This window comes from uncultured Thiohalocapsa sp., assembly GCF_913062725.1.
Taxonomy (GTDB): domain Bacteria; phylum Pseudomonadota; class Gammaproteobacteria; order Chromatiales; family Chromatiaceae; genus Thiohalocapsa.
Map to the genome: position 1 here is coordinate 19,073 of NZ_CAJXWY010000037.1, position 24,222 is coordinate 43,294.

24 protein-coding genes are annotated in these 24,222 nt (G+C 69.5%); 12 read left to right on the forward strand and 12 right to left on the reverse strand.

Features of this window, described 5'->3' with window-relative positions:
- Positions 1 to 41 precede the first annotated feature (41 nt).
- The 4 genes from aat to trxB form a co-directional block, all read right to left on the reverse strand.
- Positions 42 to 770, reverse strand: a complete 729-nt coding sequence (gene aat / locus QZ588_RS11450) for a leucyl/phenylalanyl-tRNA--protein transferase (protein WP_366929559.1) — start codon at positions 768 to 770, stop codon at positions 42 to 44.
- A complete protein-coding gene (locus tag QZ588_RS11455) occupies positions 767 to 1,954 on the reverse strand; it encodes a GNAT family N-acetyltransferase (RefSeq protein ID WP_295542828.1) in 1,188 nt (395 codons plus the stop codon). Before QZ588_RS11455 ends, aat begins: the two co-directional genes overlap by 4 nt.
- A 99-nt stretch (positions 1,955 to 2,053) precedes the next feature.
- Positions 2,054 to 2,338: a hypothetical protein gene (locus QZ588_RS11460; RefSeq protein ID WP_295542830.1), complete on the reverse strand. Its 285-nt coding sequence runs from the start codon at positions 2,336 to 2,338 to the stop codon at positions 2,054 to 2,056.
- Positions 2,339 to 2,402: 64 nt separating this feature from the next.
- Positions 2,403 to 3,365 carry a thioredoxin-disulfide reductase gene (gene trxB / locus QZ588_RS11465; RefSeq protein ID WP_295542832.1) on the reverse strand — a complete coding sequence of 321 codons (963 nt, stop codon included), beginning with the start codon at positions 3,363 to 3,365 and terminating at the stop codon, positions 2,403 to 2,405.
- Positions 3,366 to 3,653: 288 nt separating this feature from the next.
- Between trxB and QZ588_RS11470 the strand changes: the two genes are divergently transcribed.
- The 11 genes from QZ588_RS11470 to larE all read left to right on the forward strand — a co-directional run bounded on the left by QZ588_RS11470 (position 3,654) and on the right by larE (position 16,475).
- Entirely contained in the window at positions 3,654 to 4,946 is a 1,293-nt protein-coding gene (locus tag QZ588_RS11470; protein ID WP_295542833.1) for an SGNH/GDSL hydrolase family protein, read from the forward strand.
- A gap of 216 nt (positions 4,947 to 5,162) precedes the next feature.
- A complete protein-coding gene (locus tag QZ588_RS11475) occupies positions 5,163 to 7,772 on the forward strand; it encodes a DNA translocase FtsK (RefSeq protein ID WP_295542835.1) in 2,610 nt (869 codons plus the stop codon).
- 4 nt (positions 7,773 to 7,776) lie between these two features.
- A complete protein-coding gene (gene lolA / locus QZ588_RS11480) occupies positions 7,777 to 8,475 on the forward strand; it encodes an outer membrane lipoprotein chaperone LolA (RefSeq protein ID WP_295542837.1) in 699 nt (232 codons plus the stop codon).
- 86 nt (positions 8,476 to 8,561) lie between these two features.
- On the forward strand, positions 8,562 to 9,221 hold the full coding sequence (locus QZ588_RS11485; protein WP_295542839.1) for a riboflavin synthase: 660 nt from the start codon (positions 8,562 to 8,564) through the stop codon (positions 9,219 to 9,221).
- Positions 9,222 to 9,332: 111 nt separating this feature from the next.
- Positions 9,333 to 10,463, forward strand: coding sequence for a bifunctional 3,4-dihydroxy-2-butanone-4-phosphate synthase/GTP cyclohydrolase II (gene ribBA, locus QZ588_RS11490; RefSeq protein WP_295542840.1), 1,131 nt, complete (start codon positions 9,333 to 9,335; stop codon positions 10,461 to 10,463).
- Between the two features lie 97 nt (positions 10,464 to 10,560).
- Complete coding sequence (gene ribE / locus QZ588_RS11495; protein WP_295542841.1) at positions 10,561 to 11,028, forward strand: 6,7-dimethyl-8-ribityllumazine synthase; 468 nt, start codon at positions 10,561 to 10,563, stop codon at positions 11,026 to 11,028.
- Positions 11,028 to 11,522 carry a transcription antitermination factor NusB gene (gene nusB / locus QZ588_RS11500; RefSeq protein WP_295542843.1) on the forward strand — a complete coding sequence of 165 codons (495 nt, stop codon included), beginning with the start codon at positions 11,028 to 11,030 and terminating at the stop codon, positions 11,520 to 11,522. Before ribE ends, nusB begins: the two co-directional genes overlap by 1 nt.
- Positions 11,523 to 11,577: 55 nt before the next feature.
- Complete coding sequence (gene thiL / locus QZ588_RS11505; protein ID WP_295542845.1) at positions 11,578 to 12,534, forward strand: thiamine-phosphate kinase; 957 nt, start codon at positions 11,578 to 11,580, stop codon at positions 12,532 to 12,534.
- A gap of 121 nt (positions 12,535 to 12,655) precedes the next feature.
- Complete coding sequence (locus QZ588_RS11510; protein ID WP_295542847.1) at positions 12,656 to 13,174, forward strand: phosphatidylglycerophosphatase A; 519 nt, start codon at positions 12,656 to 12,658, stop codon at positions 13,172 to 13,174.
- A gap of 65 nt (positions 13,175 to 13,239) precedes the next feature.
- On the forward strand, positions 13,240 to 15,489 hold the full coding sequence (gene parC, locus QZ588_RS11515) for a DNA topoisomerase IV subunit A (RefSeq protein WP_295542848.1): 2,250 nt from the start codon (positions 13,240 to 13,242) through the stop codon (positions 15,487 to 15,489).
- A 191-nt stretch (positions 15,490 to 15,680) separates the two neighbouring features.
- A complete protein-coding gene (gene larE / locus QZ588_RS11520) occupies positions 15,681 to 16,475 on the forward strand; it encodes an ATP-dependent sacrificial sulfur transferase LarE (RefSeq protein ID WP_295542850.1) in 795 nt (264 codons plus the stop codon).
- A 13-nt stretch (positions 16,476 to 16,488) separates the two neighbouring features.
- Here larE and QZ588_RS11525 read toward each other — a convergent pair whose 3' ends face one another.
- From QZ588_RS11525 to QZ588_RS11555, 7 genes are all read right to left on the reverse strand, one after another.
- Complete coding sequence (locus QZ588_RS11525; protein WP_295542852.1) at positions 16,489 to 16,770, reverse strand: cupin domain-containing protein; 282 nt, start codon at positions 16,768 to 16,770, stop codon at positions 16,489 to 16,491.
- An 84-nt stretch (positions 16,771 to 16,854) separates the two neighbouring features.
- Entirely contained in the window at positions 16,855 to 17,865 is a 1,011-nt protein-coding gene (locus QZ588_RS11530; protein WP_295542853.1) for a transketolase C-terminal domain-containing protein, read from the reverse strand.
- Entirely contained in the window at positions 17,862 to 18,839 is a 978-nt protein-coding gene (locus QZ588_RS11535) for a 1-deoxy-D-xylulose-5-phosphate synthase N-terminal domain-containing protein (protein WP_295542855.1), read from the reverse strand. Before QZ588_RS11535 ends, QZ588_RS11530 begins: the two co-directional genes overlap by 4 nt.
- A 135-nt stretch (positions 18,840 to 18,974) precedes the next feature.
- Entirely contained in the window at positions 18,975 to 19,622 is a 648-nt protein-coding gene (locus QZ588_RS11540; protein ID WP_295542858.1) for a hypothetical protein, read from the reverse strand.
- A 57-nt stretch (positions 19,623 to 19,679) separates the two neighbouring features.
- Positions 19,680 to 20,426: a YciK family oxidoreductase gene (locus QZ588_RS11545; protein ID WP_295542860.1), complete on the reverse strand. Its 747-nt coding sequence runs from the start codon at positions 20,424 to 20,426 to the stop codon at positions 19,680 to 19,682.
- A gap of 96 nt (positions 20,427 to 20,522) precedes the next feature.
- Positions 20,523 to 20,987 (reverse strand): FKBP-type peptidyl-prolyl cis-trans isomerase, encoded by a 465-nt coding sequence (locus QZ588_RS11550; protein ID WP_295542862.1) that lies wholly within the window; start codon positions 20,985 to 20,987, stop codon positions 20,523 to 20,525.
- A gap of 24 nt (positions 20,988 to 21,011) precedes the next feature.
- Positions 21,012 to 21,152: a hypothetical protein gene (locus QZ588_RS11555; protein WP_295542863.1), complete on the reverse strand. Its 141-nt coding sequence runs from the start codon at positions 21,150 to 21,152 to the stop codon at positions 21,012 to 21,014.
- 201 nt (positions 21,153 to 21,353) lie between these two features.
- On the opposite strand from QZ588_RS11555, the gene rimO reads away from it, so the two are divergent.
- The gene (rimO, locus tag QZ588_RS11560; protein WP_295542865.1) at positions 21,354 to 22,730 is read left to right on the forward strand and encodes a 30S ribosomal protein S12 methylthiotransferase RimO; all 1,377 of its coding nucleotides are present in this window, start codon (positions 21,354 to 21,356) and stop codon (positions 22,728 to 22,730) included.
- A gap of 57 nt (positions 22,731 to 22,787) precedes the next feature.
- Here rimO and QZ588_RS11565 read toward each other — a convergent pair whose 3' ends face one another.
- Complete coding sequence (locus QZ588_RS11565) at positions 22,788 to 23,714, reverse strand: alcohol dehydrogenase catalytic domain-containing protein (RefSeq protein ID WP_295542867.1); 927 nt, start codon at positions 23,712 to 23,714, stop codon at positions 22,788 to 22,790.
- Positions 23,715 to 24,222 lie beyond the last annotated feature (508 nt).

The window sequence follows — 24,222 nt, forward strand, 5'->3', positions numbered from 1 at the left end:
CCGAGGGGCGATGCCACCGCCGTCGAATGTACCAGCAGCCGCTAACAGGCAGATCGGTTGCCATTATCCCAGGAGACCTGGGGTGCCGGCTGGTCACGGTACTGCTCCAGCAGGCGCACGCATTGGGCGCGCGGGATCTGCTCGGCGCCCGGGCTCAGCAGGTGCCCGGTGAGGACCTGGCAGTCGATGAGCGCAAAGCCCCGGCTGTGGAGGAAGCGGCAGAGGTGCACAAGGGCCACCTTGGAAGCGTTGTCGACGCGGGTGAACATGGATTCACCGAAGAAGATAGCGCCGATGGCGACGCCATACAGCCCGCCGACGAGCGTGTCATCCTGCCAGACTTCGACGGAATGGGCGATTCCATGCACGTGCAGCGCCCGGTAGGCGCTGATCATCTCCGGGACCAGCCAGGTGTCACCGCCATCGGCGCGGGGCGCGGCGCAGGCGTTGATCACGGCGGGGAAGTCCCGGTCGAGGGTGACGCTGAAGGGTTGTCGCCTGAGCAGCTTGCGCAGGCTGCGCGAGACCCGTAGCCCCTGTGGACGCAAGACCGTGCGCGGGTCCGGCGACCACCAAAGGATGGGGTCGCCGGCGCTGAACCAGGGAAAGATGCCGTGGCGGTAGGCGTTGACCAAGCGCGCGACGCTGAGGTCGCCGCCCACCGCCAGCAGACCGTCCGGGTCCGTCAGCGCTTCGCTCACGTCCGGAAATGCGGCGCTCGGGTCGTTGGGCGCCAACAGATAGGGCAGATGACGACTCGTTCGGCTCAAGCCTGCGCCGGTCCCTTGCCGTTGGCGTGCGCCGCGCCGTCCTTGTAGGGGCTGTGGCTGCGCATCTCGTCGATATAGTCCTCTACGGCGTCGATCTCGTGCTCGAGGAAGGCGCCGATGGGCTGGCGAAAGCGCGGGTCGGCAATCCAGTGCGCGGACCAGGTGCGCGTGGGCAGAAAGCCGCGGGCCACCTTGTGCTCGCCCTGGGCGCCGGGCTCGAAGCGCGTGAGCCCGTGCGCGATACAGTGCTCCAGCCCCTGATAGTAGCAAGCCTCGAAGTGTAGGCTGTGATAGTCCTTGAAGCAGCCCCAGTGGCGGCCGTAGAGGCTGTCGGCCCCCATCAGGCAGAAGGCGGCGGCGACGATCCGCGTGCCCGCCGGGCCGGCCTCCTCGGCGAGCACCAGCAGCAGATGCTGGCCCATGGTCCGCCCGATCTCCTCGAAGAACCCCAGGCTCAGCGTCGGCAGGCCGCCGCGTTTATCGAAAGTGTCTTCGTAGAGCCGGTGGAAGACACGCCATTCATCGGGGGTCACCGCATCGCCGCGCACGCGGCGGATGCGGATGCCCGACTCGGCTACGCGGCGGCGCTCGCGCTTGACCTTCTTGCGTTTTTCCGCCGAGAAGGTGGCGATGAAGTCGTCGAAGCTCCCGTAGCCCGGATTGTGCCAGTGGAACTGGCAGCCGAGCCGGGTCATCAGGCCCTGCTCACGGGCCCAGGCCGCCTCGGCATCGCTGGTGAACAGCCAGTGCAGGCCGGACACCCCCAAGCGCTCGGCCACCTGCACCGAGCCCTGCAGCAGCGCCGTCGCCAATGCCGGGCGCGCCGGGTTGTCGCCGGTGAGGATGCGCAGACCCGTGGCCGGCGTGTAGGGAGAGGCCACCACCAGCTTGGGGTAGTAGCGCGCGCCGGCGCGCTGGTAGGCGTCCGCCCAGGCCCAGTCGAAGACGAACTCGCCGTAGGAATTGAACTTGAGATAGCAGGGCGCGGCGGCGAGTGCCCGGTCCTGCGCGTCACGCAGCACCAGGTGTCGCGGCAGCCAGCCGAAGCGCTCGCCGACACAGCCGTGGTGCTCCATGGCGGCCAGGAACTCGTGCCGCAGGTGCGGCAGATCGTCTCCCGCCAGCGCGTTCCAGTCGGCGGCTGAAATCTCGTCGATGGCGGCGAGTGTGGTGAGTCGATACATCCGATGCCGGTCTCAGCTGCCCGGCCAGGCGTAGCCCTAAAAGGACAACGGTATGGGCGATTGCCGACATCGGAAAGGTGTCATCCGCCCGGGGCCGTCTCAGCCCGGCCAGTAAGCGAGCAGGTTGGCGCCAAAATCCAGGGCCAGCACCAGGTTGGCCGCCAGCCGCAGCAATACGCCGCGCGGGCGCGGCTGTGTACGCAGCGCGGCGAGCCCGAAGTAGGCCCCCACCGCGTTGATGATCAGTCCGAGCTCGCTGGCCAGCAGCAGCGCCAGCAGCGGCACCCGGGTCTCGCCGGGCGCCGGGCCGCCGCCGAAGATGACGATCAGCAACAGCGGCACCGAGACTGCGATGGCAATGGTGGGGAAATTGTGGCGGTTCATGGGCTGGCCGGTGCTGGCTGCGGAGATTGGACGGGCGCAGGCGAGCACACTGCGCCGGGCGGCCTTATGTTTGCTGGGCCATCAGGTCGAGATATTTCTCGGCATCAAGCGCCGCCATGCAGCCCGTGCCCGCCGAGGTCACCGCCTGGCGGTAGACATGATCCATGACGTCGCCGGCGGCGAACACGCCGGGCACGGAGGTGGCGGTGGCATTGCCGTCGATGCCGCTCCTGACCTTGATGTAGCCGCCTTCCATGTCGAGCTGGCCCTCGAAGATCTTGGTGTTCGGCTGGTGGCCGATGGCGATGAAGACGCCATGCAGATCGAGCGCTTCGGTGGTGTCGTCGTTGACGTTCCTGATACGGATGCCGGTGACGCCGGACTGGTCGCCCAGCACCTCGTCCAGCACATGGTTCCAGGCCAGGCGCACATTGCCGTTCTCGGCCTTGTCGAATAACTTCTGCTGCAGGATCTTCTCGGCCCGCAGCGTGTCGCGGCGGTGCACCAGGGTCACCTCGGCGGCGATGTTGGAGAGATACAACGCCTCTTCCACCGCCGTATTGCCGCCGCCGATGACTGCCACTTTCTGGCCGCGGTAGAAGAAGCCGTCACAGGTGGCACAGGCGGACACACCGCGGCCCATGTAGGCCTTCTCCGATGCCAGCCCCAGGTACTTGGCGCTGGCGCCGGTGGCGATGATGAGCGCATCGCAGGTGTAGGTGGCGCTGTCTCCGGTAAGCTCGAAGGGGCGCTTGCCCAGGTCGACGGCACTGATCTGGTCCAAAATGAGCTCGGTCTCGAAGCGCTCCGCGTGCTTGCGCATGCGCTCCATCAGGTCCGGGCCGAGCACGCCGTCGGCGTCGCCGGGCCAGTTGTCCACGTCGGTGGTGGTCATCAGCTGGCCGCCCTGTTCGAGGCCGGTGACCAGCACCGGACTCAGGTTGGCGCGCGCCGCATACACGGCGGCGCTGTAGCCGGCGGGGCCGGAGCCGAGGATCAGCAGTCGGCAGTGTTTGGTCTCGCTCATGATGCATCTCCAGTCGGGGCTCGGCGGCGGCCAGGTATCGACGGCGCACGGCCCCACACGATTAAGGCGCCAAGTGCCATAGATGCTACGCGTCGCCAGGATGTCGGTAAAGCGACCGCCGCCGACCATCCCCGCCGCCCACCGCGCGCAACACCCGGGCGGCCCGGCCGGCCCGGCCGTCGGCTGACATGACGTGCCAGATACGGCGCTGAGTGCGCCGCGCGACATGGCTATACTGCGCGGCCATCGGCGGTGCATCGCACCTGCCGGGACGCCTCGCCGCTACGCATGCGATTCCCCACCGATACGATGCACAAGCACGCCTGGATCGGCAGCCTCGGCCTCACCCTCGCGGCGGCGGCGGCGGCACTGCTGTTGGCCGAAGGGCTGCTGCGCCTCGCCGGTCAGTCTTATTATTGGGCCATCGCCAAGCGCCCTGATCCGGTGCTCGGCTGGCGACCGCCGCCGCATGCGCAGGCCTGGCAGCGCTTCGAGGGGGAGGCGCTGGTGCGTACCAACGGGCTCGGCTTCCGCGACGAGGATCATGCCCGGCCGAAGGCATCGGACACTCTGCGGATCGCGGTGCTCGGAGATTCCTTCACCGAAGCGGTGCAGGTGCCCCTGGCGCAAGCGTGGTGGCGAGTCATGGCCGCCAGGCTCAACGGCGAGGCTTGTGCATTGCCTTTGCGGGTGGAAGCGCTGAGCTTCGCCGTCAGCGGCTACAGCACGGCGCAGTCGCTGTTGGCATGGCGTGCCCATGCCCGCACCTTTCATCCCGACATCGTCGTGCTCGCCTTTTTCATCGGTAACGATCTCACCGAGAACCAGCCGGTCCTCGATGCCGAGCCGATGCGTCCGTACTTGCGCCCGTCTGCGCAGACGGGCGGTGCGTTGGTGCAGGACGCGGATTTCCGGCGCCGGCCGGCCTATCTCGCGGCGACGGCCCTGCGCGGGCGTCTGCTGCAATGGCTGCTGGAGCATTCGCGCATCGCCCAGCTCGTGATCCAGGCGCGCGACGCCGGGCGTCTGCGCGCGCTGGCCGCGGCGCCCGCCGCCGCGCCCGCAGCCAGACAAGCCACGGGGCTGTCCGCGCCGGCGGACCCCGCGCCGCAGGAGCCGGGCGTCGACAACGCCATTTATCGCCCGCCGGACAACAGCGCCTGGGATGATGCCTGGCGGCGCACCGAGGCCATGCTCGCGGCCTTCGCCGATGAGACCCGGGCCGTCGGCGCGACACCGGTGCTCATGCTCATCGGCACGGGCGTACAGGTGCATCCCGACCCGCGGGTGCCGGCGGCCTTCGCCGCCGCACTCGAGGTCCCGGATCTGGGCTATCCCGTGCGCCGTCTGCTGGCCGTCGCCGAGCGCCAAGCCATGACCGTGCTGAATCTGCCGGCGTCGCTGGCGGCGCGCGCCGAGCGCGATGGCCTCTTGCTGCATGGCTTTCCCGGCGGTCGCCCCGGTCTTGGTCATTGGAACGCGGATGGCCACCGCGCCGCCGCCGACGCGGCGGCCGAACGTCTCTGCCCCCTGGCGCGGGCGCTCGCGTCGGACACGGACGCGACGGGGTCGGGGGATTGAGGTCGCCGGGCAAGCCTGGCCGGCGTGCGTCCACGCCGCCGGGCGGGCGAAGCGACCGTGCGCCTGCGCCGGTCGGTCGCGGGCGCCACGCGGCGGGGGTTGATCGCCGCGGGTGCCAGCGCCCCGCGGACACCGACGGCGGCGCTGGAAACCACGCGAAGAAGCTGCGATAAGGGTACAATCTGCCAAGTCATTTCGTTGGATGAGGTGTGCTTTGTGACTCAGGCGACCCGCGCAGACCAGCTAACGCTCGCAGATTATTTGGATCGCGCCTGGCGCGAGGGTGCCATGTGGACCCTCATCTGTGCGGCGCTGTATCTGGTGGTGGCGCTGGCGAGCTACTCGCCGCAGGACCCGGGCTGGTCATTCGTCGGCGCGAGCGAATCGGTGGCCAACGCCGGCGGGCGTATCGGCGCCGTCTTCGCCGACTTCACGTTGTTCGTGTTCGGCGTCTTCGCCTATCTGCTGCCGGCGATGGTGGCCTGGAGCGCCTACCTCGTGTTCCGCCAGCGCGCGCCGGAGCCGGAGACCAAGCTCTACTGGCTGGTGCTGCGCTGGGTCGGCTTCCTCTGCCTGCTGACGGCGGGGGCGGCGCTCGCCAGCTTCTACGGTCCACAGGCGATGCCGGAGCTGCCGAATGGCGTCGGCGGCGGCTTGGGGCTGCTGGTCACCGACTATGCCATGCGGGCATTCGGCAGCGCCGGCAGTCCGCTCATCCTCACCGCGCTGTTCCTGGTCGGATTTCTGCTCACCACGGGCATCAGCCCGCTGTTCGTGGTGGACGCCGTGGGCGGACTGACCCTGGCGCTATTCCGGATGCCGGTGCGCGGGTTGCGCACGCTGGCGCAGGTACGGCCATCGTTGGCGCGACTGCGTCCGCGGTGGGCCGCCGCCGACACCGAGATGGAAACCGACGCCGAGCACGCCGCCGTCGAGCCCCTCGCGGCGAGCCGGGCGTTACCGGCGCCACCGCGGGCGCCGGCGGACGACCCGGTGCCACAGCCCCGGCGCCCCGCGCGCGCCGCGCATGAGGTCGAGGCGGAGACGCTGACCGACTTGAGCGCGTTCGTCGCCAACGAGCCAACGCCAACGCCAGCACCAACGCTAACGCCAACGCCAACGCCAGCACCAACGCCAACGCCAGCGCCAGCACCAGCGCCAACGCCGGCCACCGCCGCTGAGATCGCGCCGTTCGCCCCGGCAAAGCCATCGCCGGAGTGGCCCGCGGCGGCGGGGCGCAAGCCTGGCAAGCCGGTGGCCGCCGACGACCGGCAGCGCCCGCCGCAGGACCTCGTCGGCGAGGCCGGCGAGCCCCCGCCGCTGGAACTGCTGGAGCCGCCGCACAAGAGCCAGCGCGCCGTCAGCGCCGAGCAGCTGGAAACCATGTCGCGGGAGCTGGAGGCGCGCCTGGCGGAGTTCGGCGTCGTCGCCGAGGTGGTGGCGGTGCATCCCGGGCCCGTGGTGGCGCTGTTCGAGCTGGCGCTGGCGCCGGGCGTGAAGGTGAGCAAGATCACCGGCCTCGCCAAGGACATCGCCCGCGCCCTGTCGAAGGTGAGCGTGCGCGTGGTGGAGGTGATCCCGGGCAAATCCGTGATTGGCCTGGAGGTACCGAATGACCAGCGCGAGATGGTGTATCTCAGCGAGACGCTCGGCTCGCAGCCCTACCGCGAGGCCAAGTCGCCGCTGACCATCGGCATGGGCACGGACATCGCCGGCGCACCCGTGGTGGCCGATCTTGCCCGCATGCCCCATGCGCTGATCGCGGGCACCACCGGCTCGGGCAAGTCGGTGGCCATCAACGCCATGATCCTGAGCCTGGTCTACAAGTCCAGCGCCGAAGAGGTGCGGCTCATCATGGTGGACCCGAAGATGCTCGAGCTCTCGGTCTACGAGGGCATCCCGCATCTGCTCACCCCCGTGGTCACGGACATGAAGGAGGCGGCCAACGCACTGCGCTGGTGCGTCGGCGAGATGGAGCGCCGCTACAAGCTGATGGCGGCCCTGGGTGTGCGCAACATCGCCGGCTACAACCGCAAGGTGCTGGACGCCATCGATGCCGGCACGCCCATCCCGGACCCGCTGTACAAGCTCGCCGACGACATGGCGCCGGCCTTCGGCGACGACGGCGCGCCCGAGATCCCGACGCTCGGCAAGCTGCCCTATATCGTCGTCATCATCGACGAGCTCGCCGATATGATGATGGTGGTGGGCAAGAAGGTGGAGGAGCTCATCGCCCGCCTGGCGCAGAAGGCGCGGGCCTCCGGCATCCACCTGCTGCTGGCCACCCAACGGCCGTCGGTGGACGTGCTGACCGGCCTCATCAAGGCCAACATTCCCACGCGCATGGCCTTCAAGGTGTCGGCGCGGGTGGATTCGCGCACGGTGCTGGACCAGATGGGTGCCGAGCACCTGCTGGGCCACGGCGACATGCTCTACCTGCCCCCGGGTGGCAGCATCCCGCAGCGGGTGCACGGTGCCTTCGTCGACGACCACGAGGTGCACCGGGTTGTGAGCTTCCTGAAACAGCAGGGCGCACCCGAGTACATCGAGACCATCCTGCAGGAGCCGGGCGAGCACCTGCCGGGCATCGACCCGGAGCCAAAGGGCGGCGGCGATGTCGAAGACCAGGACCCGCTGTTCGACGAGGCGGTGCAATACGTCGTCGAGAGTCGCCGCGCATCCATCTCCGGGGTGCAGCGCAAGCTCAAGATCGGTTACAACCGGGCGGCGCGGATGGTGGAAGAAATGGAGCGTATTGGCGTCGTCGGTCCGGCGGAGACCAACGGTAATCGCGAAGTCCTGGCGCCTGCGCCTGTGGAGGGCTAGTCACTTGTTGTCGTTCTTACTGCACATCACGGCGCCCGTGCGCAAGCGCCTGGCGCCGTGCCCGCGCCGGCGCCGGCGCGCCACGGTACTCGCGCGCCATGCGTTGCTGCTCGCCGCGCTCACCGCGGCGCCCGGCGCCGGCGCCGACGGCGTCGAGGCGGTCACCGCCTATCTGCGCGGCCTGAACAGCCTGCAGGCGGATTTTCGACAGATCACCATCCCGGCGGATGGCGGCGCGGCCCTCGAGGCCAGCGGCACCTTCTACCTGCTGCGCCCGGATCGCTTCCTCTGGGACTACGAAAACCCCAGCAACCAGCGCATCGTCGCCGATGGCAAACGCATCTACATGCACGACGAGGAACTGAGCCAGGTCACCCACCGCAGCCAGAAGCAAATCCTGGACGGCACCCCGGCGCAGTTGCTGGCGAGCCGCGAGCCGCCGGAGCAGTATTTCGACATCAGCAACCTCGAGCGCGATGATCACCGCACTTGGGCCGAGCTGATCCCGAAGACGCAGGACACGGACGTGGCCAAGCTGCAGATCGGTTTCGTCGACGGCGAGCTGGACACACTGCTGATGGAAGACCGCTTCGGGCAGCTGACGCGCTTCATCTTCACCGACGTCGACCGCAACCCGCAGCTGCAGTACAGCATGTTCCGCTTCGAGCGCCCCGCCGGTGTCGATTTTCTGCAAATCGATTGAGCCCGGCGCATCCTGGAGCTGGAGACGAGTCACCGCCGCGTCCGCCGTCAAAGGCGGCCCGGCGCCAACGCACGCCCTATCGAGTCATGTTCACAGGCCTGATCCAAGCCGTCGGTGAAATCGAGCGCATCGCCCCCGCCGGCGGCGACATGCGCCTGCATGTGCGCTGTGGTCCCCTGGACCTGAGCCGGGTGAGCCTGGGCGACAGCATCGCCGTCAACGGCGTTTGCCTCACCGCGGTGGCGCTCAACGGCGATCGCTTCGCCGCCGATGTCTCCCGCGAGACCCTGGCGAACACCACCCTCGGCGGCCTCGGCAACGGCGCCCGCGTCAACCTGGAAACCGCGCTGACGCTCGCCACACCCCTGGGCGGACATCTCGTCAGCGGCCATGTGGACGGCGTGGGGCAGGTGCTGGAAGTGCGCGAGGACGCACGCTCCTGGCGGCTCCAGATCCACGCCCCCGGCGCATTGGCGCGCTACATCGCCCACAAGGGCTCCATCTGCGTGGACGGCACCAGCCTGACGGTGAACCGGGTGGTGGGCGCCGTGTTCGAGCTGAACATCGTGCCGCACACCCTGCAGGAGACCATCATCGGCGACTATCGCGTCGGCACCCGCGTGAACCTGGAAGTGGATCTGCTCGCGCGCTACCTCGAGCGCCTGCTGCTCGGCGACCATGCGGCGGAGGCGGGCACCGAGGCCATCACGGAGGAGTTCCTGCGCCGCCACGGCTTCGCCAGCTGATGCCACCGGCGGCGACCAACCCTCGCGCTTACCTGGTGACGGTCCCCCGGGCGCTATGGTAAATTGTGGGGCTGTTTTGCACTATGCCGCCCGCGTGCGTCCGTCCACCCGATGATGTCTGCCACCGCCACAGCGCTGAACTCCACCGACGAGATTATCAGTGACCTGCGTGCTGGGCGGATGGTCGTCATCATGGACGACGAGGATCGCGAGAACGAGGGCGACCTGCTCATCGCCGCGGACTGCATCACGCCCGAGGCCATCAACTTCATGGCCAAGTACGGCCGCGGCCTCATTTGCCTGACCCTCACCAAGGCCCGCTGCGAGCGCCTGCACCTGCCGCTGATGGTCAACGCCAACAACGCCCCGCACTCCACGGCCTTCACCGTGTCCATCGAAGCGGCGCGCGGCGTCACCACCGGCATCTCCGCCGCCGATCGGGCCCAGACCGTGCGCGCCGCGGTGGCGCCGGACGCCAAGTCCACGGATCTGGTGCAGCCGGGGCATGTGTTTCCGCTCATGGCGCAGCCGGGCGGGGTGCTGGTGCGCGCCGGCCACACCGAGGCCGGCTGTGATCTGGCGCGGCTCGCGGGCTTCGAGCCCGCGGCGGTGATCGTCGAGGTGCTGAACGAGGACGGCACCATGGCGCGGCGGGCGGATCTCGAGGCCTTCGCCGCCGATCACGGTCTCAAGATCGGCACCATCGCGGATCTGATCCACTACCGCGTCGCCAACGAGAAGGCCGTGATGCGCGAGGAGCGCTGCGAGCTGCCCACCGAGCTCGGGCACTTCCGCGTCACCGCCTACCGTGACACCATCGAGGGCCAGGTACACCTGGCGCTGGTGCTCGGGGAGATCTCGCCCGAGCGCCCGACGCTGGTGCGGGTGCATCTGCAAAACACCCTCTGCGACCTGTTCGGGGCCGATCACCCCGCCTGCGGCTGGCCGCTGCGGGATGTGATGCGGCAGATCGCCGAGGCCGGCGCGGGCGTGATCGTGGTGCTGCGCAACCGCGACCGCTCCGACGACGTGCTGAGCAAGGTCCGCCAGCTCTGCAACCAGGACGACGAAGAACAGGCGCCCCGGCTGCGCACCGACCGCAGCGAGCTGCGCACCTACGGCATCGGTGCGCAGATCCTCGCCGACCTGGGCGTGCGCAGGATGCGGGTGATGAGCGCACCCAAGTCCATGCACGGCATCTCCGGCTTCGACCTCGAAGTGGTGGAGTACGTCGGCGGCTGACGCCGCTGGCGCCGGCAACCCGGCGTCCGGAGGCGGGCGCGTCGGCGGCAGCGGCACCCGTGCCGCTGCAATCAGCAACCAATTGCGGTGACAAACCATGATCAAGACCGTCGAAGGCGTGCTGCGCGCGGAGCAGGGCCGTTTCTGTCTGGTGGTATCGCGCTGGAACAGCTACATCGTCGAAAGCCTCGAGAAGGGCGCCATCGACACCCTGATCCGCCACGGCGCCGATGAGGCCAATCTGCGCATCGTCCGGGTGCCCGGCGCCTTCGAGATGCCGGTGACCATCGAGCGCATCGCCGCCAAGGGCGGCTTCGATGCCATCATCGCCCTCGGCGCCGTGATCCGCGGCGGCACGCCGCATTTCGACTACGTCGCCGGCGAGTGCGTGAAAGGCATCGCCCAGGTGAGCCTGCAACACGCCGTGCCCGTCGCCTTCGGTGTGCTCACGGTGGACAGTATCGAGCAGGCCATCGAGCGCGCCGGCACCAAGGCCGGCAACAAGGGCGCCGAGGCGGCCATGTCCGCACTGGAGATGGCCGATCTGCTGCGCCAGCTCGACTGATGGCCGGACCCCGCAGCGAAGCCCGCCGCTATGCGCTGCTGGCACTCTACCAGTGGCAGCTCAGCGCCCAGGATCCCGCCGAAATCGTGCGCCACTTCCTGGATGATCCGGCCTGGGCCGCCGCCGTCGCCGAAGATCTGCTGGGCGAGACCGCCACGGACGCCGAGACCCTCACCCGGGCGCGCTACAGCCCGCAGCTGTTCAGCGAGCTGGTGCGCGGCGCCGCCGAGCACGCCGACGCCATCGACGACGCCCTGCGGCCCCTGCTCGACCGCTCGGTCACCAGCCTCGACCCGGTGGAGCGCAATATCCTGCGCATCGGCGCCTACGAGCTGCTGCACTCCCCGCAACTGCCCGTGGGCGTGATCATCAACGAGGCCGTGAATCTGGCCAAGGAGTTCGGTGCCACCGAGGGGCATCGCTACGTCAACGGTGTGCTGGACAAGCTCGCCCGCAGGGTGCGCGGCCCCGCGTCTGCCGCCGGCGGGCGTTGATCAGCGCCCATCCACGGGCCAGCGCGCGCCCCGTACGGCACGGGTCAGCCGAGCCATGTCCGAGTTCCATCTGATCCGCCGTTATCTCACCGGCGTCGGCGCCGCCCGCGACGATGTGCTGGTGGACGTCGGCGACGACTGCGCCCTGTTGCGGGTGCCCGCGGGCCAGGCGCTCGCCGTGGGCATCGACACCCTGGTGGCCGGCGTGCACTTCCTGCCCGACACCGACCCCGAGTCGCTGGGGTGGAAGGCCCTGGCGGTGAATCTCAGCGACCTCGCCGCCGTCGGCGCCGAGCCCGCCTGGGCCACGATGGCGCTGACCCTGCCGGAGGCGGACGCGGCCTGGCTCGCCGCTTTGGCCCGCGGCTTCGGCGCGCTGGCGGCGGCGCAGGCCGTGCGCCTGGTGGGCGGTGACGTCACCCGCGGGCCGCTCACCATCACGGTGCAGGCTCATGGCTTCGTGCCGGACGGCCGCGCGCTGCGGCGCAACGGCGCCCGCCCCGGCGATATCATCGGCGTCAGCGGCACCATCGGCGATGCGGGCCTGGCGCTGCGGCGCCTGTTGGCCGGCGAGCCCGTGGACGAGGCGCTGCGCCGGCGCCTGGAGCGCCCCACGCCGCGGGTGGCCCTCGGCGAACGGCTGCGCGATGTCGCCACCTCGGCCATCGACCTCTCCGACGGCCTGCTCGCAGACCTGGGTCATGTGCTCGAGGCCAGCGGCTGTGGTGCACGGGTCGAGCTGGCGCGGCTGCCGCTGGCGGATCAGGTGGCGGCGGTGGTGGCACCGCACGACGACTGGATGCTGCCGCTGGCCTCGGGGGACGACTACGAGCTGTGCTTCACGCTGCCCCGCGCGGCGGCGGCGCAGTTGCCGGCGCTGGCGGCGGCCGCCGGCTGCCCGCTGACCATCATCGGCGAGATCGAGTCCGGCGACGGCCTGCGCTGCCTGCGCACCGACGGCAGCCTCTGGCGCGGGCACGGCGGCGGTTACGATCACTTCGCCGCCACCTGAGCGTGCGGCCGCGTCAGGGCCGGATACCGGCGGCGCACCGTGCGTGCTGCTGTGCGACAATATCGGCGTTTACAGGCCAATCTTTTGATCCCAATCATTGTCATCGCCCAAGGAGTCAGAAATGAGCACATCCGCCGAAGCCGCCGCACCCAACATGAATCTCTCCGACCCCAAGCACCTGCTCGCCTTCGCCGGTGGCGCCGGGCTCGCCCCCAAGGCCCCCGGTACCGTCGGCACGCTGGTGGGTGTCGCACTCTATCTGCTGCTGTCCATGCTGCCGCTGGTGCTCTATGTGGTGGTGGTCGCCGGTCTGTTCGCCGCGGGCGTCTGGGCCGTGGGTCAGGTGGCCGATGACCTCGGCGCCGATGACCCCGCCGCCATCGTCTGGGATGAAGTGGTCGGCTTCCTCATCGCCATGATCGCAGCCCCCGCGGGCATCATGTGGATCATCGCCGGCTTCGCCCTGTTCCGCGCCTTCGATATCTACAAGCCGTGGCCCATCGCGGGCCTGCAGGAGCGCTTCAAGGGCGGTCTCGGCATCATGCTGGACGACCTGGCGGCCGGCGTTTACACCTGGATCGTGCTGCACATCATGTGGCTGATGGTGGAGGCCTCACTGCGTGGGGCCGGCGCCCACTAAGACACCGCAAATCCACTGGCCGTCCCGCCGGCCGCAACCGCGCGGGACTCGAGCATCGGGCGCCCATGAGCGATCTCACCACACCCAATCCGGAGGGGCTGGAGCGCCTGCCCCTGCATCTGTTCAGCGAGCGCGCGTACCTGGACTACTCCATGTACGTCATCCTCGACCGTGCCCTGCCGCACGTCGGCGACGGGCTGAAGCCGGTGCAGCGGCGCATCCTCTACGCCATGTCCGATCTCGGGCTCTCGGCGACGGCCAAATTCAAAAAGTCGGCGCGCACCGTCGGCGACGTGCTCGGTAAATTCCATCCGCACGGGGATTCGGCCTGCTACGAGGCCATGGTGCTGATGGCACAGTCCTTCAGCTACCGCTATCCCCTCATCGACGGGCAGGGCAACTGGGGCTCCGCGGACGACCCCAAGTCCTTCGCCGCCATGCGCTATACCGAGGCGCGGCTGACCCGCTACTCGGAAGTCCTGCTGGCGGAGGTGGGGCAGGGCACCGTCGACTGGCAGCCCAATTTCGACGGCACCCTGGAAGAGCCCAAGCTGCTGCCGGCGCGGCTGCCGAACCTGCTGCTGAACGGGGCCGCCGGCATCGCCGTCGGCATGGCCACGGACATCCCCTCGCACAACCTGCGCGAGGTGGCCCGGGCCTGCATCCATCTGCTGCGGCATCCGGAGGCCGATGTCGCCGCGCTCATGCGCGACGTGCCGGGGCCCGACCTGCCCACCGCCGGCGAGATCATCACCCCGGCGCCGGAGCTCAGGCGCCTGTACGAGACCGGTCAGGGCAGCATCAAGCAACGCGCCCGCTGGAGCCTGGAGCAAGGCGAGATCGTGATCACGGCCCTGCCATACCAGGTGTCTGGCAACCGCATCATGGAGCAGATCGCCGGCCAGATGCAGGCGAAGAAGCTGCCCATGATCGAAGACCTGCGCGACGAGTCGGACCACGAGTGCCCGACCCGCTTCGTCATCGTGCCGCGCTCGAGCCGGGTCGATGTGCCGCGGCTCATGTCGCACCTGTTCGCCACCACGGACCTCGAGAAGAGCTACCGGGTCAATCTCAACATGATCGCCATGGACGGGCGCCCGCGGGTGATGAATCTGCGGGAGATCCTGGGTGAATGGCTGGACTACCGCCGCGCGACCGTCCGCCGGCGGCTGCAGCACCGGCTGGATAAGGTGCTGGAGCGCCTGCACCTGTTGCAGGGCCTGCTCATCGCCTTCCTCAATATCGACGAGGTCATCCGCATCATCCGCACCGAGGATGAGCCCAAGGCGGTGCTGATGGCCCGCTTCGAGCTTGCCGACACCCAGGCGGAGTATGTGCTGAACACCCGGTTGCGGCAGCTGGCGCGGCTGGAGGAAGTCAAGATCCGCGCCGAGCAGGCATCCCTGCAGGCGGAGCGCGACGCGCTGCAGGCCACGCTGGGCGACCCCGGCAGGCTGCGCGATCTCATCATCGAAGAACTGCAGCACGACGCCGACGCCTATGGGGACGAGCGGCGCTCACCGCTGGTGGAGCGCGAAGGCGCGCAGGCCCTCAACGACACGGAACTGAATCCGAGCGAGCCGGTGACCGTGATCCTGTCGCAAAAGGGCTGGGTCCGCTCGGCGAAGGGGCACGACATCGATCCCACCACCCTGGGCTACAAGGCCGGCGACGGCTTTCTCGGCGCGGCGCGGCTGCGCAGCAACCAGCTCGCGGTCTTCCTGGACTCCACCGGCCGCGCCTACGCGCTGCCGGCGCATACCCTGCCGTCGGCCCGCGGCCAGGGCGAGCCCCTCACCGGTCGGCTCGAGCCGCCGCCCGGTGCGAGCTTCGTCGCCGTGCTGGGCGGCGACGCGGATGGCCGTTGGCTCCTGGCCTCCGATGCCGGCTACGGCTTTATGTGCACGCTGTCGGACCTGTTCGCCAAGCCCCGCACGGGCAAGGCGGTGCTGACACTGCCGGCGGGCGCGCAGGTATTGCCGCCGGTGTGCGTGCCGGGCGACGCGGCCGGGCTGGTGGTCGCCGTCACCAGCAATGGCCACCTGTTGGCCTTCCCCATCGCCGATCTCCCGGCGCTCGTGCGCGGCAAGGGCAACAAGCTCATCGGCATTCCGGCGGCCAAAGCGCGGGCGCGTGAAGAGCATGTCGTTGCCATGACCGTGCTGAGCGCGGCTGCCCATCTCGTCATCTTGTCCGGCAAGCGCCGCCGCAAGCTAAAGCCCGACGAGCTGCAGCGCTATGTGGGTGAGCGCGGGCGCCGGGGCACGGTGCTGCCCCGTGGTTATCAGCACGTCGATGGCCTCGCCCGGGAGTGATGCCCGCGCCGGCGGCCGCGCCGTCCAGATCCGTCCCCCCCACCCCCACTGCGATCCAAGCCGCTGCAGCGTCAGTCGGACATCGGCTGACATCGGGTATATACTGCCCCGCCGACCGCAGGCGCGCGGCCTCGTCGCCGGCGTACAGACCACCAACAACAGCGGCGGTGAGAGACACCGGGAGGCTGGCGATGGATGCGAGGTACGAGGCCGTGGTGAACGGCCTGAGCAATGTCGATGGCGGCATCGCCGTGGCGTTCTCCGGCGGGGCGGACAGCGCCCTGCTGCTCGCCTGCGCGCGCGCGGCGGTGGGCGCCGACAAGGTGGTGGCGCTCACCGCCGTGACGCCCTACATGGTCCGCCAGGAGATCGGCGATGCCGTGGAACTGGCCACGGCGCTGGGCCTGCGCCATGAGCTGGTGGAAATGGAGATGCCCGCGGGCATGGCGGACAACCCACCGGATCGCTGCCATCGCTGCAAGTACCGCATGTATCAACTGCTGCTGGAGCGGGCGCAGCGGCTCGGCCATGCCACCGTGCTCGACGCCAGCAACCTCGATGATGCCGCACAGAGCCGCCCGGGCTTGCGGGCGCTGCGGGCGCTCGGTATCGGCACGCCGTTCATCCAGCAGGGCATCGACAAGGCGGCCGTGCGCGCCATCTCCCAGGCGCTGGATCTGCCGACCTGGCGCAAGCCGAGCAACGCCTGCCTGCTGACACGGTTACGCCATAACCACCCGGTCTCCATGCGCGAGCTGCAGCGCGTGGAAGAGGCCGAGCGCCTGCTGCAGGACATGGCCTTCGAGTCCGTGCGGGTGCGCAGCCACGGCGCCCTCGCACGCATCGAAGTCGCGTCCGGCCAGCGTGAGCGCCTGGCGCAGCACGCCGATGCGGTCGGCGAAGCGCTGCAGAGCCTGGGCTTTCGCCACGTCTGTCTGGACCTGTTCGGCTATCGTCACGGCAGCATGGATGAGCCGGGCGACTGACGGCGGCCGCCGCCTACTGTAGGTCGTAGTGCTTCTCCACCGCCTGGGTGATCTCCCAGGTGCACGAAAGGCCGGCGGGGAACGTGATCAGATCTCCGCGACCGAACTGCTGGGGCTCGCCGCCGTCGGGCGTGACGGTGAACTTGCCGCGGACGATGTAGCAGGTTTCGGCTTGGCTGTAGGTCCAGGGGAAGGTGGACGGCTCCTTTTTCCAAACGGGCCACTGCTCCACGCCCAGCACCTCCAGCTTGGCGGGGGAGGGCTTGTGCTCGCAGCGGATTTCGAGATCGGACATGAATGAGGGTCTCCTTCGGGATGGGACAGCCGCCGGGGATGGGCCGAGTGAAACGGCCCGAGAATCCGGTCGAGCCGCGCGGAATCAAAGGTCTTCGGTCTTCTCGGCGGCCGTCAGCGTGCCCATGCGCACCGCCGCCAAATCGCTGTCATCGATGTCCAGGCGGGCGCCGGCGAGGGTCTCCGCCGCCCGCACCAGGGCCGCCGCATCGAGCCCGTACTCCCGCAGCAAATAGGCCTTGCCGGCGCCGTGGGCATAGGTGTCCTGCAGCCCCAGTCGCCGCAGGCGCCCACCAACGCCGTGCTTGGTCATCAGCGCCGCCACGGCGTCACCGAGGCCGCCGATGACGCTGTGGTTCTCCATGGTGATCACCCCCAGGCGCACGCCGGCCAGGGCATCGAGCACGGCTGGATCATCGAAGGGCTTCAGGGTGGACACGTGCAGGTGCCGCACGCCCAGCCCTTTGGCGCGCAGCGCCGCGGTGGCGCGCAGGGCCTCTTCGGTGCAGATGCCGCTGGAGACCACGCACAGGTCGTCGCCGCCGGCGAGCACGCGGGCGCGTCCCAGCCGCATGGGAGCATCCGCCGGAAACAGCCGCGGCACCTCGCCGCGCAGCTGGCGGATATACACCGGCCCATCCACCGCCTGGGCCACGTCCAGCACGGACGTCACCTCCGTGGCGTCCCCCGCCTCCAAAACCGTCATGTTGGGGATGAGACGCATGAGACCAACATCATCGATGGCCTGATGGGTGACCCCGCCCGGCGTCGTCAGCCCGGGCAAAAAGCCCACCAGCCGCACCGGCAGGCTCGGATAGCCGATGGCCATGGCCACCTGGTCGAAGGGCCGGCGGGTGATGAACACCGCAAAGGTGTGGACGTAGGGGAAAAACCCTTCGCGGGCGAGCCCGGCGGCGAAGCCCATCATGTTCTGCTCCGCCATGCCGAGGGAGAAGAACCGCCCGGGGTAGGTGTCGCGGAACAGGTCCGCCTCGCAGGAGGCGGTGAGGTCCGCGGACAGCACCAGCACCTCGGGCCGTTGTGCGGCCCAGCGCACGAGGTGCGCGCGATGCGGGCGGGTGACGGTTTCGATCATGCCCGGGCCTCCGCGTCGAGCGTCGCCAGCAGCGCCGCATAGGCCTGAAGCTCGGCATCGGACTTGAAGCGCAGGTAATGCAGCCTGGGTGCGCGCGCGCGCATCAGCTCGACGCCGCGGCAGGGATCGGTGCGGGCAATGACCGCCAGCGGGCGGTCGCCGCCGCCGAAGTCCGCCGCCGGCGCCGCCAGCGCATCGCTGTCATGGCCGTCCACCTCGTGCACCTCGGCGCCGAACGCCCGCAGGCGCCCGGCCAGCGGCTCGATGGTCATGGTATCGGCCATGGCGCCGTCGCACTGCTGGGCGTTGGCGTCGATATAGACGCCGAGGTTGCCGATGCGGTGGTGCGCCAGCGCCGCAAAGGCCTCCCAGGTCTGGCCTTCCTGCAGCTCACCGTCGGACATGAACACCCAGACGCGTCCGCGCTCGCCTTTGAGGCGCCGCGCCAGGGCGATGCCGCCGGCCTGGCTCAGGGCCTGGCCGAGGGAGCCTGCTGTGACTTCGTGTCCCGGCGAATGCTCGGCGCCGATGAGCTCCACGGTGCTGCCGTCCTGGTTGAAGGCCTCGAGACCATCGGGGCCCAGGCGGCCGAGCTCGATGAGCAGGGAGTAGAGCACCAGCGCGTAGTGCACCGGCGAGAAAATGAACCGGTCCAGTGCCGGGTCCCGCGGGCCGTTGTAGTCGGCGCCGGTGAACGCCTCGGGGTTGCCCGCGCCGGGGACGCCGGCAAAGGGGCGCGGCACCAGCGGCGCCGTGCTCGGCCCCAGCCGCAGCACCCGCAAATACAGGGTCGCCAGCAATTCCGCCGAGGAGCAGGCCTGGCTCAGATAGCCGCCGTTGTTCTGCAGGGTGTAGTCGAGCACCCGGCGGCGCACGGCGTCGGCGACCCGGCGCACATCGGCCGCGGTGGCGCCGGCGGTGCGGGTGGCGGCATGGCCGGCCTGGGCAGTGGCTGGGGCGGTGGCTGGGGGCATGGTCTCCGGGCTCGTGTGCTTGACGGCGGCTGTGGGCAGACTCGCCATTGTAGCGTGCAGAGGCCGTCGGCGCGGGCGATTGGCAGCAACACTGGCGCGGCGGGGTGCGGCGGCAGCCGACCGCCGCGCCCAACGTCAGCCGGTGCGCCGCGGACGGGTGGCCAGGTACAACAAGGGCCCGAACAGTGGCAGGTGTTGCCAACCGGGCGCCGGTCCCAGTGCGCGGCGCCGTCGATCCGTCGCGGCGGCGAGGTGCAGGGCGGTGGTGAGGGCGAGTAGATCTGCGCTCATCACGGCGATGAATTGCGAGCCGGCAAACTGTTGGGCGTAGGCCGCCGCGCTGCCGGCGATGAGCGCAAAGCCCACCAGGGCCAGTGCGATGAGGAGCAGGATCCGGCCCGCAACCCTTGAGCCGATGGCTCGTGTGAACGCGCCGGGTGACGGTTGCAGCGGTTCGCCGCTGTTGCGCAGCACCAGATAGGGCAGCAGGATGATGCCGCCCAGAAAATAGGCGCCGATGGCGAAGGGCCACGGGCCCACCGGCGATGCGGGTCGGCCGGGATCGAACAGCACAATGGCCAGAAAGGCCGTCGGCAGCACGCCCAGCAGGTTGAACACGGCGATGGCGATGGGGTCGACGCGGCTGGTGTCAGCCACCGCCAGCGCGGTGATCTCACCGAGGAGGTCCGCGGGCGGCGCGGGCGAGAAGAACAGCCAATAGCCCACCAGCGCGAGCCAGAGCCCGGCGTAGATGAGACGCTCCCCAGTCTGCGTCCAATGCACGCTGTTTACCGCCTCGGCATCAATGCCCGCATGGCCAGGCTGCCATCGCCTGCGGCGTCAGGCGCCCTGCGCCGAGAGCGCCTGGCCCGTGGTGCCGGCCGAATCCGGGCCGAGCAGCCACAGGTATGCGGGCACCGCCACGTCCGCGGTGGGCAGGGTGTTGGGATCCTCGCCCGGGTAGAGCTGGCGGCGCTGGGCGGTGCGCACAATGCCGGGGTCCAGGCTGTTGACGCGGATGCGGGTGCTGTCGCGGGTCTCTTCCGCCAGCACCTGCGTGAGCCCTTCGATGCCGAACTTGGCCGCAGCAAAGGCGCCCCAGTAGGCGAGCCCGCGGCGGCCGACGCGGTCGGCCGTGAACACCACCGAGGCATCGTCGGCGGCGCGCAGCAGCGGCATGCAGGCCTGGGTGAGCAGAAAGGGCGCCGTCAGGTTGACGCGCGTCACCCGCTGCCATTGCTCGGCGTCGTAATCGTCCACCCGGCTCAGGAAGGGGGCGTAGGTGGCGCAGTGCACCAGCCCGTCCAGCCGCCCGAGCTCGTCGCCCAGCGTGGTGGCGACGCCCAGGTACAAGGGCTCGTCCGCCTGTTCCAGGTCGAGCGGGAGGCTGGCCGGCTCGGGGCCGCCGTCGGCCTCGATCTCGTCGTAGACGGCCTCGAGCTTGGCTTCGTCCTTGGCACACAGCACCACCGTGGCACCGTGCCGGGCGGCGCCACGCGCCACGGCCCTGCCGACGCCCTCGACGGCGCCGGTCACGAGGATGATGCGATCACGCAGCAGATCGGGGCTTGGGTGGTAGTCCTGCATGGAGCCGGTGGGTTGGGGTGAGTGCCGAAAGCCCCTAGGCTACCACCTCGGCCCGGGCGCCCCCATGGTAAAACGCAACGGCGCGCGCCGCACGGATCAGCGCACGGCCTGCACCTGCACCCGGGCATGCAGGCCGCGGTGGGCGAGCGGATGGTTGAAGTCCACGCGCACATGGTCAGCGCTCACCGCCAGCACGGTGCCAGGGGTCTCCTGGCCGCCCGGCGTGGCAAAAGCGATCACCTGTCCGGGCGCGGCGGTAAAATCCGCCGGCAGGTCAGCCACCGCCAGATCATGCACCAGATCCGGCTCCGGCGCGCCGAAGATCGCGGCGCCCTCGGCGAGCAGTCGCGTCTCGGCACCCGCGGGCAGATCGAGCAGCATCTCCTCCAACCCCGGCGCCAGCGTGCCATCGCCCATGGTGAAGCTGAGGGGCTCGTCGCCGAAGGTGGACAGCACCTCGGTGCCGTCCTCCAGCGTCAGCGACAGGTGCAGGGTGACCCGACTGCGCGGACCGATACGGGGTGTTGCGTGTGGCATGGACTCGGCCTGGTACACGGGCATTGGCGCTGCGCCCGGGCGGGCGGCTCAGATCAGCAGTTCCTGGGTGACGAACAGATAGCCGACGGTGACGGTGACGACGGCGACCGTCAAGTAGGGGATCAGCAGACAAACGCCGGGAAGATCGTTACACACCTTGCTAAGACGGCAGAGCTTGCAGTTTTTCATGGCCTCGATCCTCACCTGATGTCTGTATCGTAATGGTTGCGTCGTATCGTCGGCGGCTGGGCTCGGACGTTGACCCTGGGTCAGCAGCCACGCCTCTGCGCCAAGTGCCTGGGGGTTAATGCCTACAGCACCGTGCAGTTTCGCCCGTATCCATCATTGAAGCAAGGCACAACACCAGCAAAAGCGCAGGATTCGGACAGCATGTCAGAAGCAGCAACCAGCGTCGGCGATGCCCCAACCGGCAGTCGTCGGCGGATCCCGCAAGTGGGCTTCGTCAGCCTGGGGTGTCCCAAGGCCACCGTGGACTCCGAGCGCATCCTCACGCAGCTGCGCGCGGAGGGCTACGGCATCTCGCCCGATTACGACGGCGCCGACCTGGTGGTGGTGAACACCTGCGGTTTCATCGACGCCGCCGTCGATGAATCCCTGACGGCCATCGGCGAGGCGCTGGACCAGCACGGCAAGGTGGTCGTCACCGGTTGCCTGGGCGCGCGCGCGGACCTCATCCGGCAGACCCATCCCCGGGTGCTCGCCGTCACCGGCCCCCATGCCTACGATGAAGTCATGGACGCCGTGCACCGGCACTTGCCGCGGCCCGAGCCCGACCCGTCCCACCCCTTCACCAGCCTGCTGCCCGAGACGGGCGTCAAGCTCACGCCGGCGCACTACGCCTATGTGAAGATCTCCGAGGGCTGCAATCACCGTTGCAGTTTTTGCATCATCCCCAGCATGCGCGGCGATCTGGTCAGCCGGCCCGCGGGCGCGGTGATGGCCGAGGCCGCCCGGCTGGTGGACGGCGGTGTGCGCGAGCTGCTGATCATTTCCCAGGACACCAGCGCCTACGGACTGGATCTCAGGTACCGCACCGACTTCTGGCGGGGGCGCCCGCTGCGCACCGATCTCGAGAGCCTCGCCCGCGGCCTGGGTGAGCTGCCCGCCTGGGTGCGGCTGCACTACGTCTACCCCTATCCGCACGTCGATCGGCTGGTGCCGCTGATGGCGGACGGTCTGATCCTGCCCTACCTGGACATGCCGCTGCAGCATGCGAGCCCGAAGATCCTCAAGGCCATGCGCCGGCCGGCGGCGGCGGAGAAAGTGCTGGAGCGCCTCGCCGACTGGCGCCGCATCTGCCCGGCGCTGGTCATGCGCAGCACCTTCATCGTTGGCTTCCCCGGTGAGACGGAGGCCGACTTCGAGGCGCTCCTGGCCTTCCTGCACGAGGCGCAACTGGACCGCGTCGGCTGCTTCGCCTACTCACCCGTCGCCGGCGCCGCCGCCAACGCCCTGCCGGACGCCGTCCCCGAGCCCGTCAAGGCAGAGCGCCTGCAGCGCTTCATGGCAGCCCAGGCCGACATCAGCCGCGCCAAGCTCGCCGCGCGCGTGGGCCAGCGCCTGACGGTGCTGGTGGACGAAGTGCTGGCGGATCAGGTCATCGCCCGCAGCTACGCGGACGCACCCGAGATCGACGGCAACGTCATCATCAACGGCGCCTGGGAGCTCTCACCCGGCGACTTCATCGAGGTGGACATCACCGCCAGCCTGGAGCACGACCTCATCGGCGATCCGGTCTGCGACTGAGCCGCCCGCACCCACGGCTTCGGGTCGTCACGCATCGACCCAAGCAAGGCGCGGTTGTCAGCGGCAGTCGATCAGCACCTTCAGCACCCCGGGCTGCGCCGCCCGGCGCAGTGCCGCTTCGGCCTCGGCGAGGGGAAAGCGCTCGTCGATGAGCGGCCGCGGGTCCACCAGGCCCTGCGCCAACAGCCGCAGCGCAGCGGGCAAGGGTCCGCAGCGGGAGCCGACCACGGTGATTTCGTCCACCACCAGGCCTGCCAGGTCCACCGCCACCGCGCCGGCATAGGTGCTCTTCAGCACCAGGGTACCGCCCGGGCGCAGTGCCTTGCGCGCCAGCGCCAGGCCGCCGGCGGCGCCGCTGGCTTCCACCACCACGTCGAAGGCATCGGCGGGCACGGCGTCTTCGGCCAGCCATCGAAGGCCCGCTTGCGCCAGCAGCGTGCGTTGGCGCTCGCGGCGCGCGACCACCGCGAGATCGCAGCCGGTGAGCCGCAGCGCCCCCGCAATGAGCTGCCCCAGGCGCCCTGCGCCCACAACCAAGACGCGCGCCGCCGGACCCAGAGGCACCTGGCGGGTGATTTGCAACGCCGCCGCCAGCGGCTCGGTGAACACGGCGGCGTCGTCCGGCACCTGCGCCGGCACCGGATGCAGATTGGCCAGCGGCAGCACCAAATACTCGGCGAAGGCGCCGTCGCGCCCGCGGATACCCAGCACCGCGCGCCGCTTGCAGTGATTGCGCCGCCCCGCCCGGCATTGCGCGCAGGTGCCGCAGGCGACATTGATGTCGCCGACGACGCGCTGGCCTGCGCGCGCCGGCGCGTCGGCGGCCGCGGCGATCTCACCGACGAATTCGTGGCCCATGACGCCGTTGAAGGGCGCGTAGCCGCGCAGCATGGCCAGGTCCGTGCCGCAGACGCCGGCGCAGCGCACGCGCACCAGGGCCTCGCCGGGTCCGGGCACCGGCACCGCCAGGTCCTGATGCAGCATCGGAGTGGTGTGCAGGCGTAGGCCCCGCATCGAGCCCGATGCCGCCGGTCCAACCATCAGGTGCCTCGAATATCTCAACGATTCGGTCAGGTGTCAGGTGCCCCGGGCGCCCGGCCTGGCGCAGGTCGATGATGGCCAGCCGCTGCGGTGGGGTGCGCGACCATGATACACACCGGCGTTCCGCACCCCAAGGCCGCCGGCGTGCTTGCTGCCGATCCCCCAGCTGCCTCAGCCGATTGCTCCCTGTGTACCTGCCGCCCGGCGCATCCTCGGTTTTGCCGGCAAACGGGGCAATGACGAGGCAATCATTGGTCAAACGCGCCAAATTCAGGGCAAAGTGCGCCAAATTGGCCAAAATCGCGAATCGCCTGTATAGTGATTTCATTTGTCAGACCAAAGGTGAATGAACTCAAATCATGCAGGCATGTCTAAATAAGTAGAGAGAGAAATTTGTGACGACGTCATGCGGGAGTGCGCCATGAACCACGATTGGATGTCAGATGCCCGA

Excerpts from the sequence above, each read along its gene's own strand:
- QZ588_RS11510 (WP_295542847.1), top strand. The coding sequence starts at position 12,656 with ATGAGCACATCCGCCGAAGCCGCCGCACCCAACATGAATCTCTCCGAC.
- QZ588_RS11535 (WP_295542855.1), bottom strand. The coding sequence starts at position 18,839 with ATGCCCCCAGCCACCGCCCCAGCCACTGCCCAGGCCGGCCATGCCGCC.
- QZ588_RS11525 (WP_295542852.1), bottom strand. The coding sequence starts at position 16,770 with ATGTCCGATCTCGAAATCCGCTGCGAGCACAAGCCCTCCCCCGCCAAG.
- QZ588_RS11550 (WP_295542862.1), bottom strand. The coding sequence starts at position 20,987 with ATGCCCGTGTACCAGGCCGAGTCCATGCCACACGCAACACCCCGTATC.
- QZ588_RS11460 (WP_295542830.1), bottom strand. The coding sequence starts at position 2,338 with ATGAACCGCCACAATTTCCCCACCATTGCCATCGCAGTCTCGGTGCCG.
- QZ588_RS11455 (WP_295542828.1), bottom strand. The coding sequence starts at position 1,954 with ATGTATCGACTCACCACACTCGCCGCCATCGACGAGATTTCAGCCGCC.
- QZ588_RS11470 (WP_295542833.1), top strand. The coding sequence starts at position 3,654 with ATGCGATTCCCCACCGATACGATGCACAAGCACGCCTGGATCGGCAGC.
- parC (WP_295542848.1), top strand. The coding sequence starts at position 13,240 with ATGAGCGATCTCACCACACCCAATCCGGAGGGGCTGGAGCGCCTGCCC.
- QZ588_RS11555 (WP_295542863.1), bottom strand. The coding sequence starts at position 21,152 with ATGAAAAACTGCAAGCTCTGCCGTCTTAGCAAGGTGTGTAACGATCTT.
- QZ588_RS11565 (WP_295542867.1), bottom strand. The coding sequence starts at position 23,714 with ATGCTGCATCAGGACCTGGCGGTGCCGGTGCCCGGACCCGGCGAGGCC.
- ribBA (WP_295542840.1), top strand. The coding sequence starts at position 9,333 with ATGATGTCTGCCACCGCCACAGCGCTGAACTCCACCGACGAGATTATC.
- ribE (WP_295542841.1), top strand. The coding sequence starts at position 10,561 with ATGATCAAGACCGTCGAAGGCGTGCTGCGCGCGGAGCAGGGCCGTTTC.
- QZ588_RS11545 (WP_295542860.1), bottom strand. The coding sequence starts at position 20,426 with ATGCAGGACTACCACCCAAGCCCCGATCTGCTGCGTGATCGCATCATC.
- rimO (WP_295542865.1), top strand. The coding sequence starts at position 21,354 with ATGTCAGAAGCAGCAACCAGCGTCGGCGATGCCCCAACCGGCAGTCGT.
- trxB (WP_295542832.1), bottom strand. The coding sequence starts at position 3,365 with ATGAGCGAGACCAAACACTGCCGACTGCTGATCCTCGGCTCCGGCCCC.
- nusB (WP_295542843.1), top strand. The coding sequence starts at position 11,028 with ATGGCCGGACCCCGCAGCGAAGCCCGCCGCTATGCGCTGCTGGCACTC.
- QZ588_RS11485 (WP_295542839.1), top strand. The coding sequence starts at position 8,562 with ATGTTCACAGGCCTGATCCAAGCCGTCGGTGAAATCGAGCGCATCGCC.
- QZ588_RS11530 (WP_295542853.1), bottom strand. The coding sequence starts at position 17,865 with ATGATCGAAACCGTCACCCGCCCGCATCGCGCGCACCTCGTGCGCTGG.
- larE (WP_295542850.1), top strand. The coding sequence starts at position 15,681 with ATGGATGCGAGGTACGAGGCCGTGGTGAACGGCCTGAGCAATGTCGAT.
- thiL (WP_295542845.1), top strand. The coding sequence starts at position 11,578 with ATGTCCGAGTTCCATCTGATCCGCCGTTATCTCACCGGCGTCGGCGCC.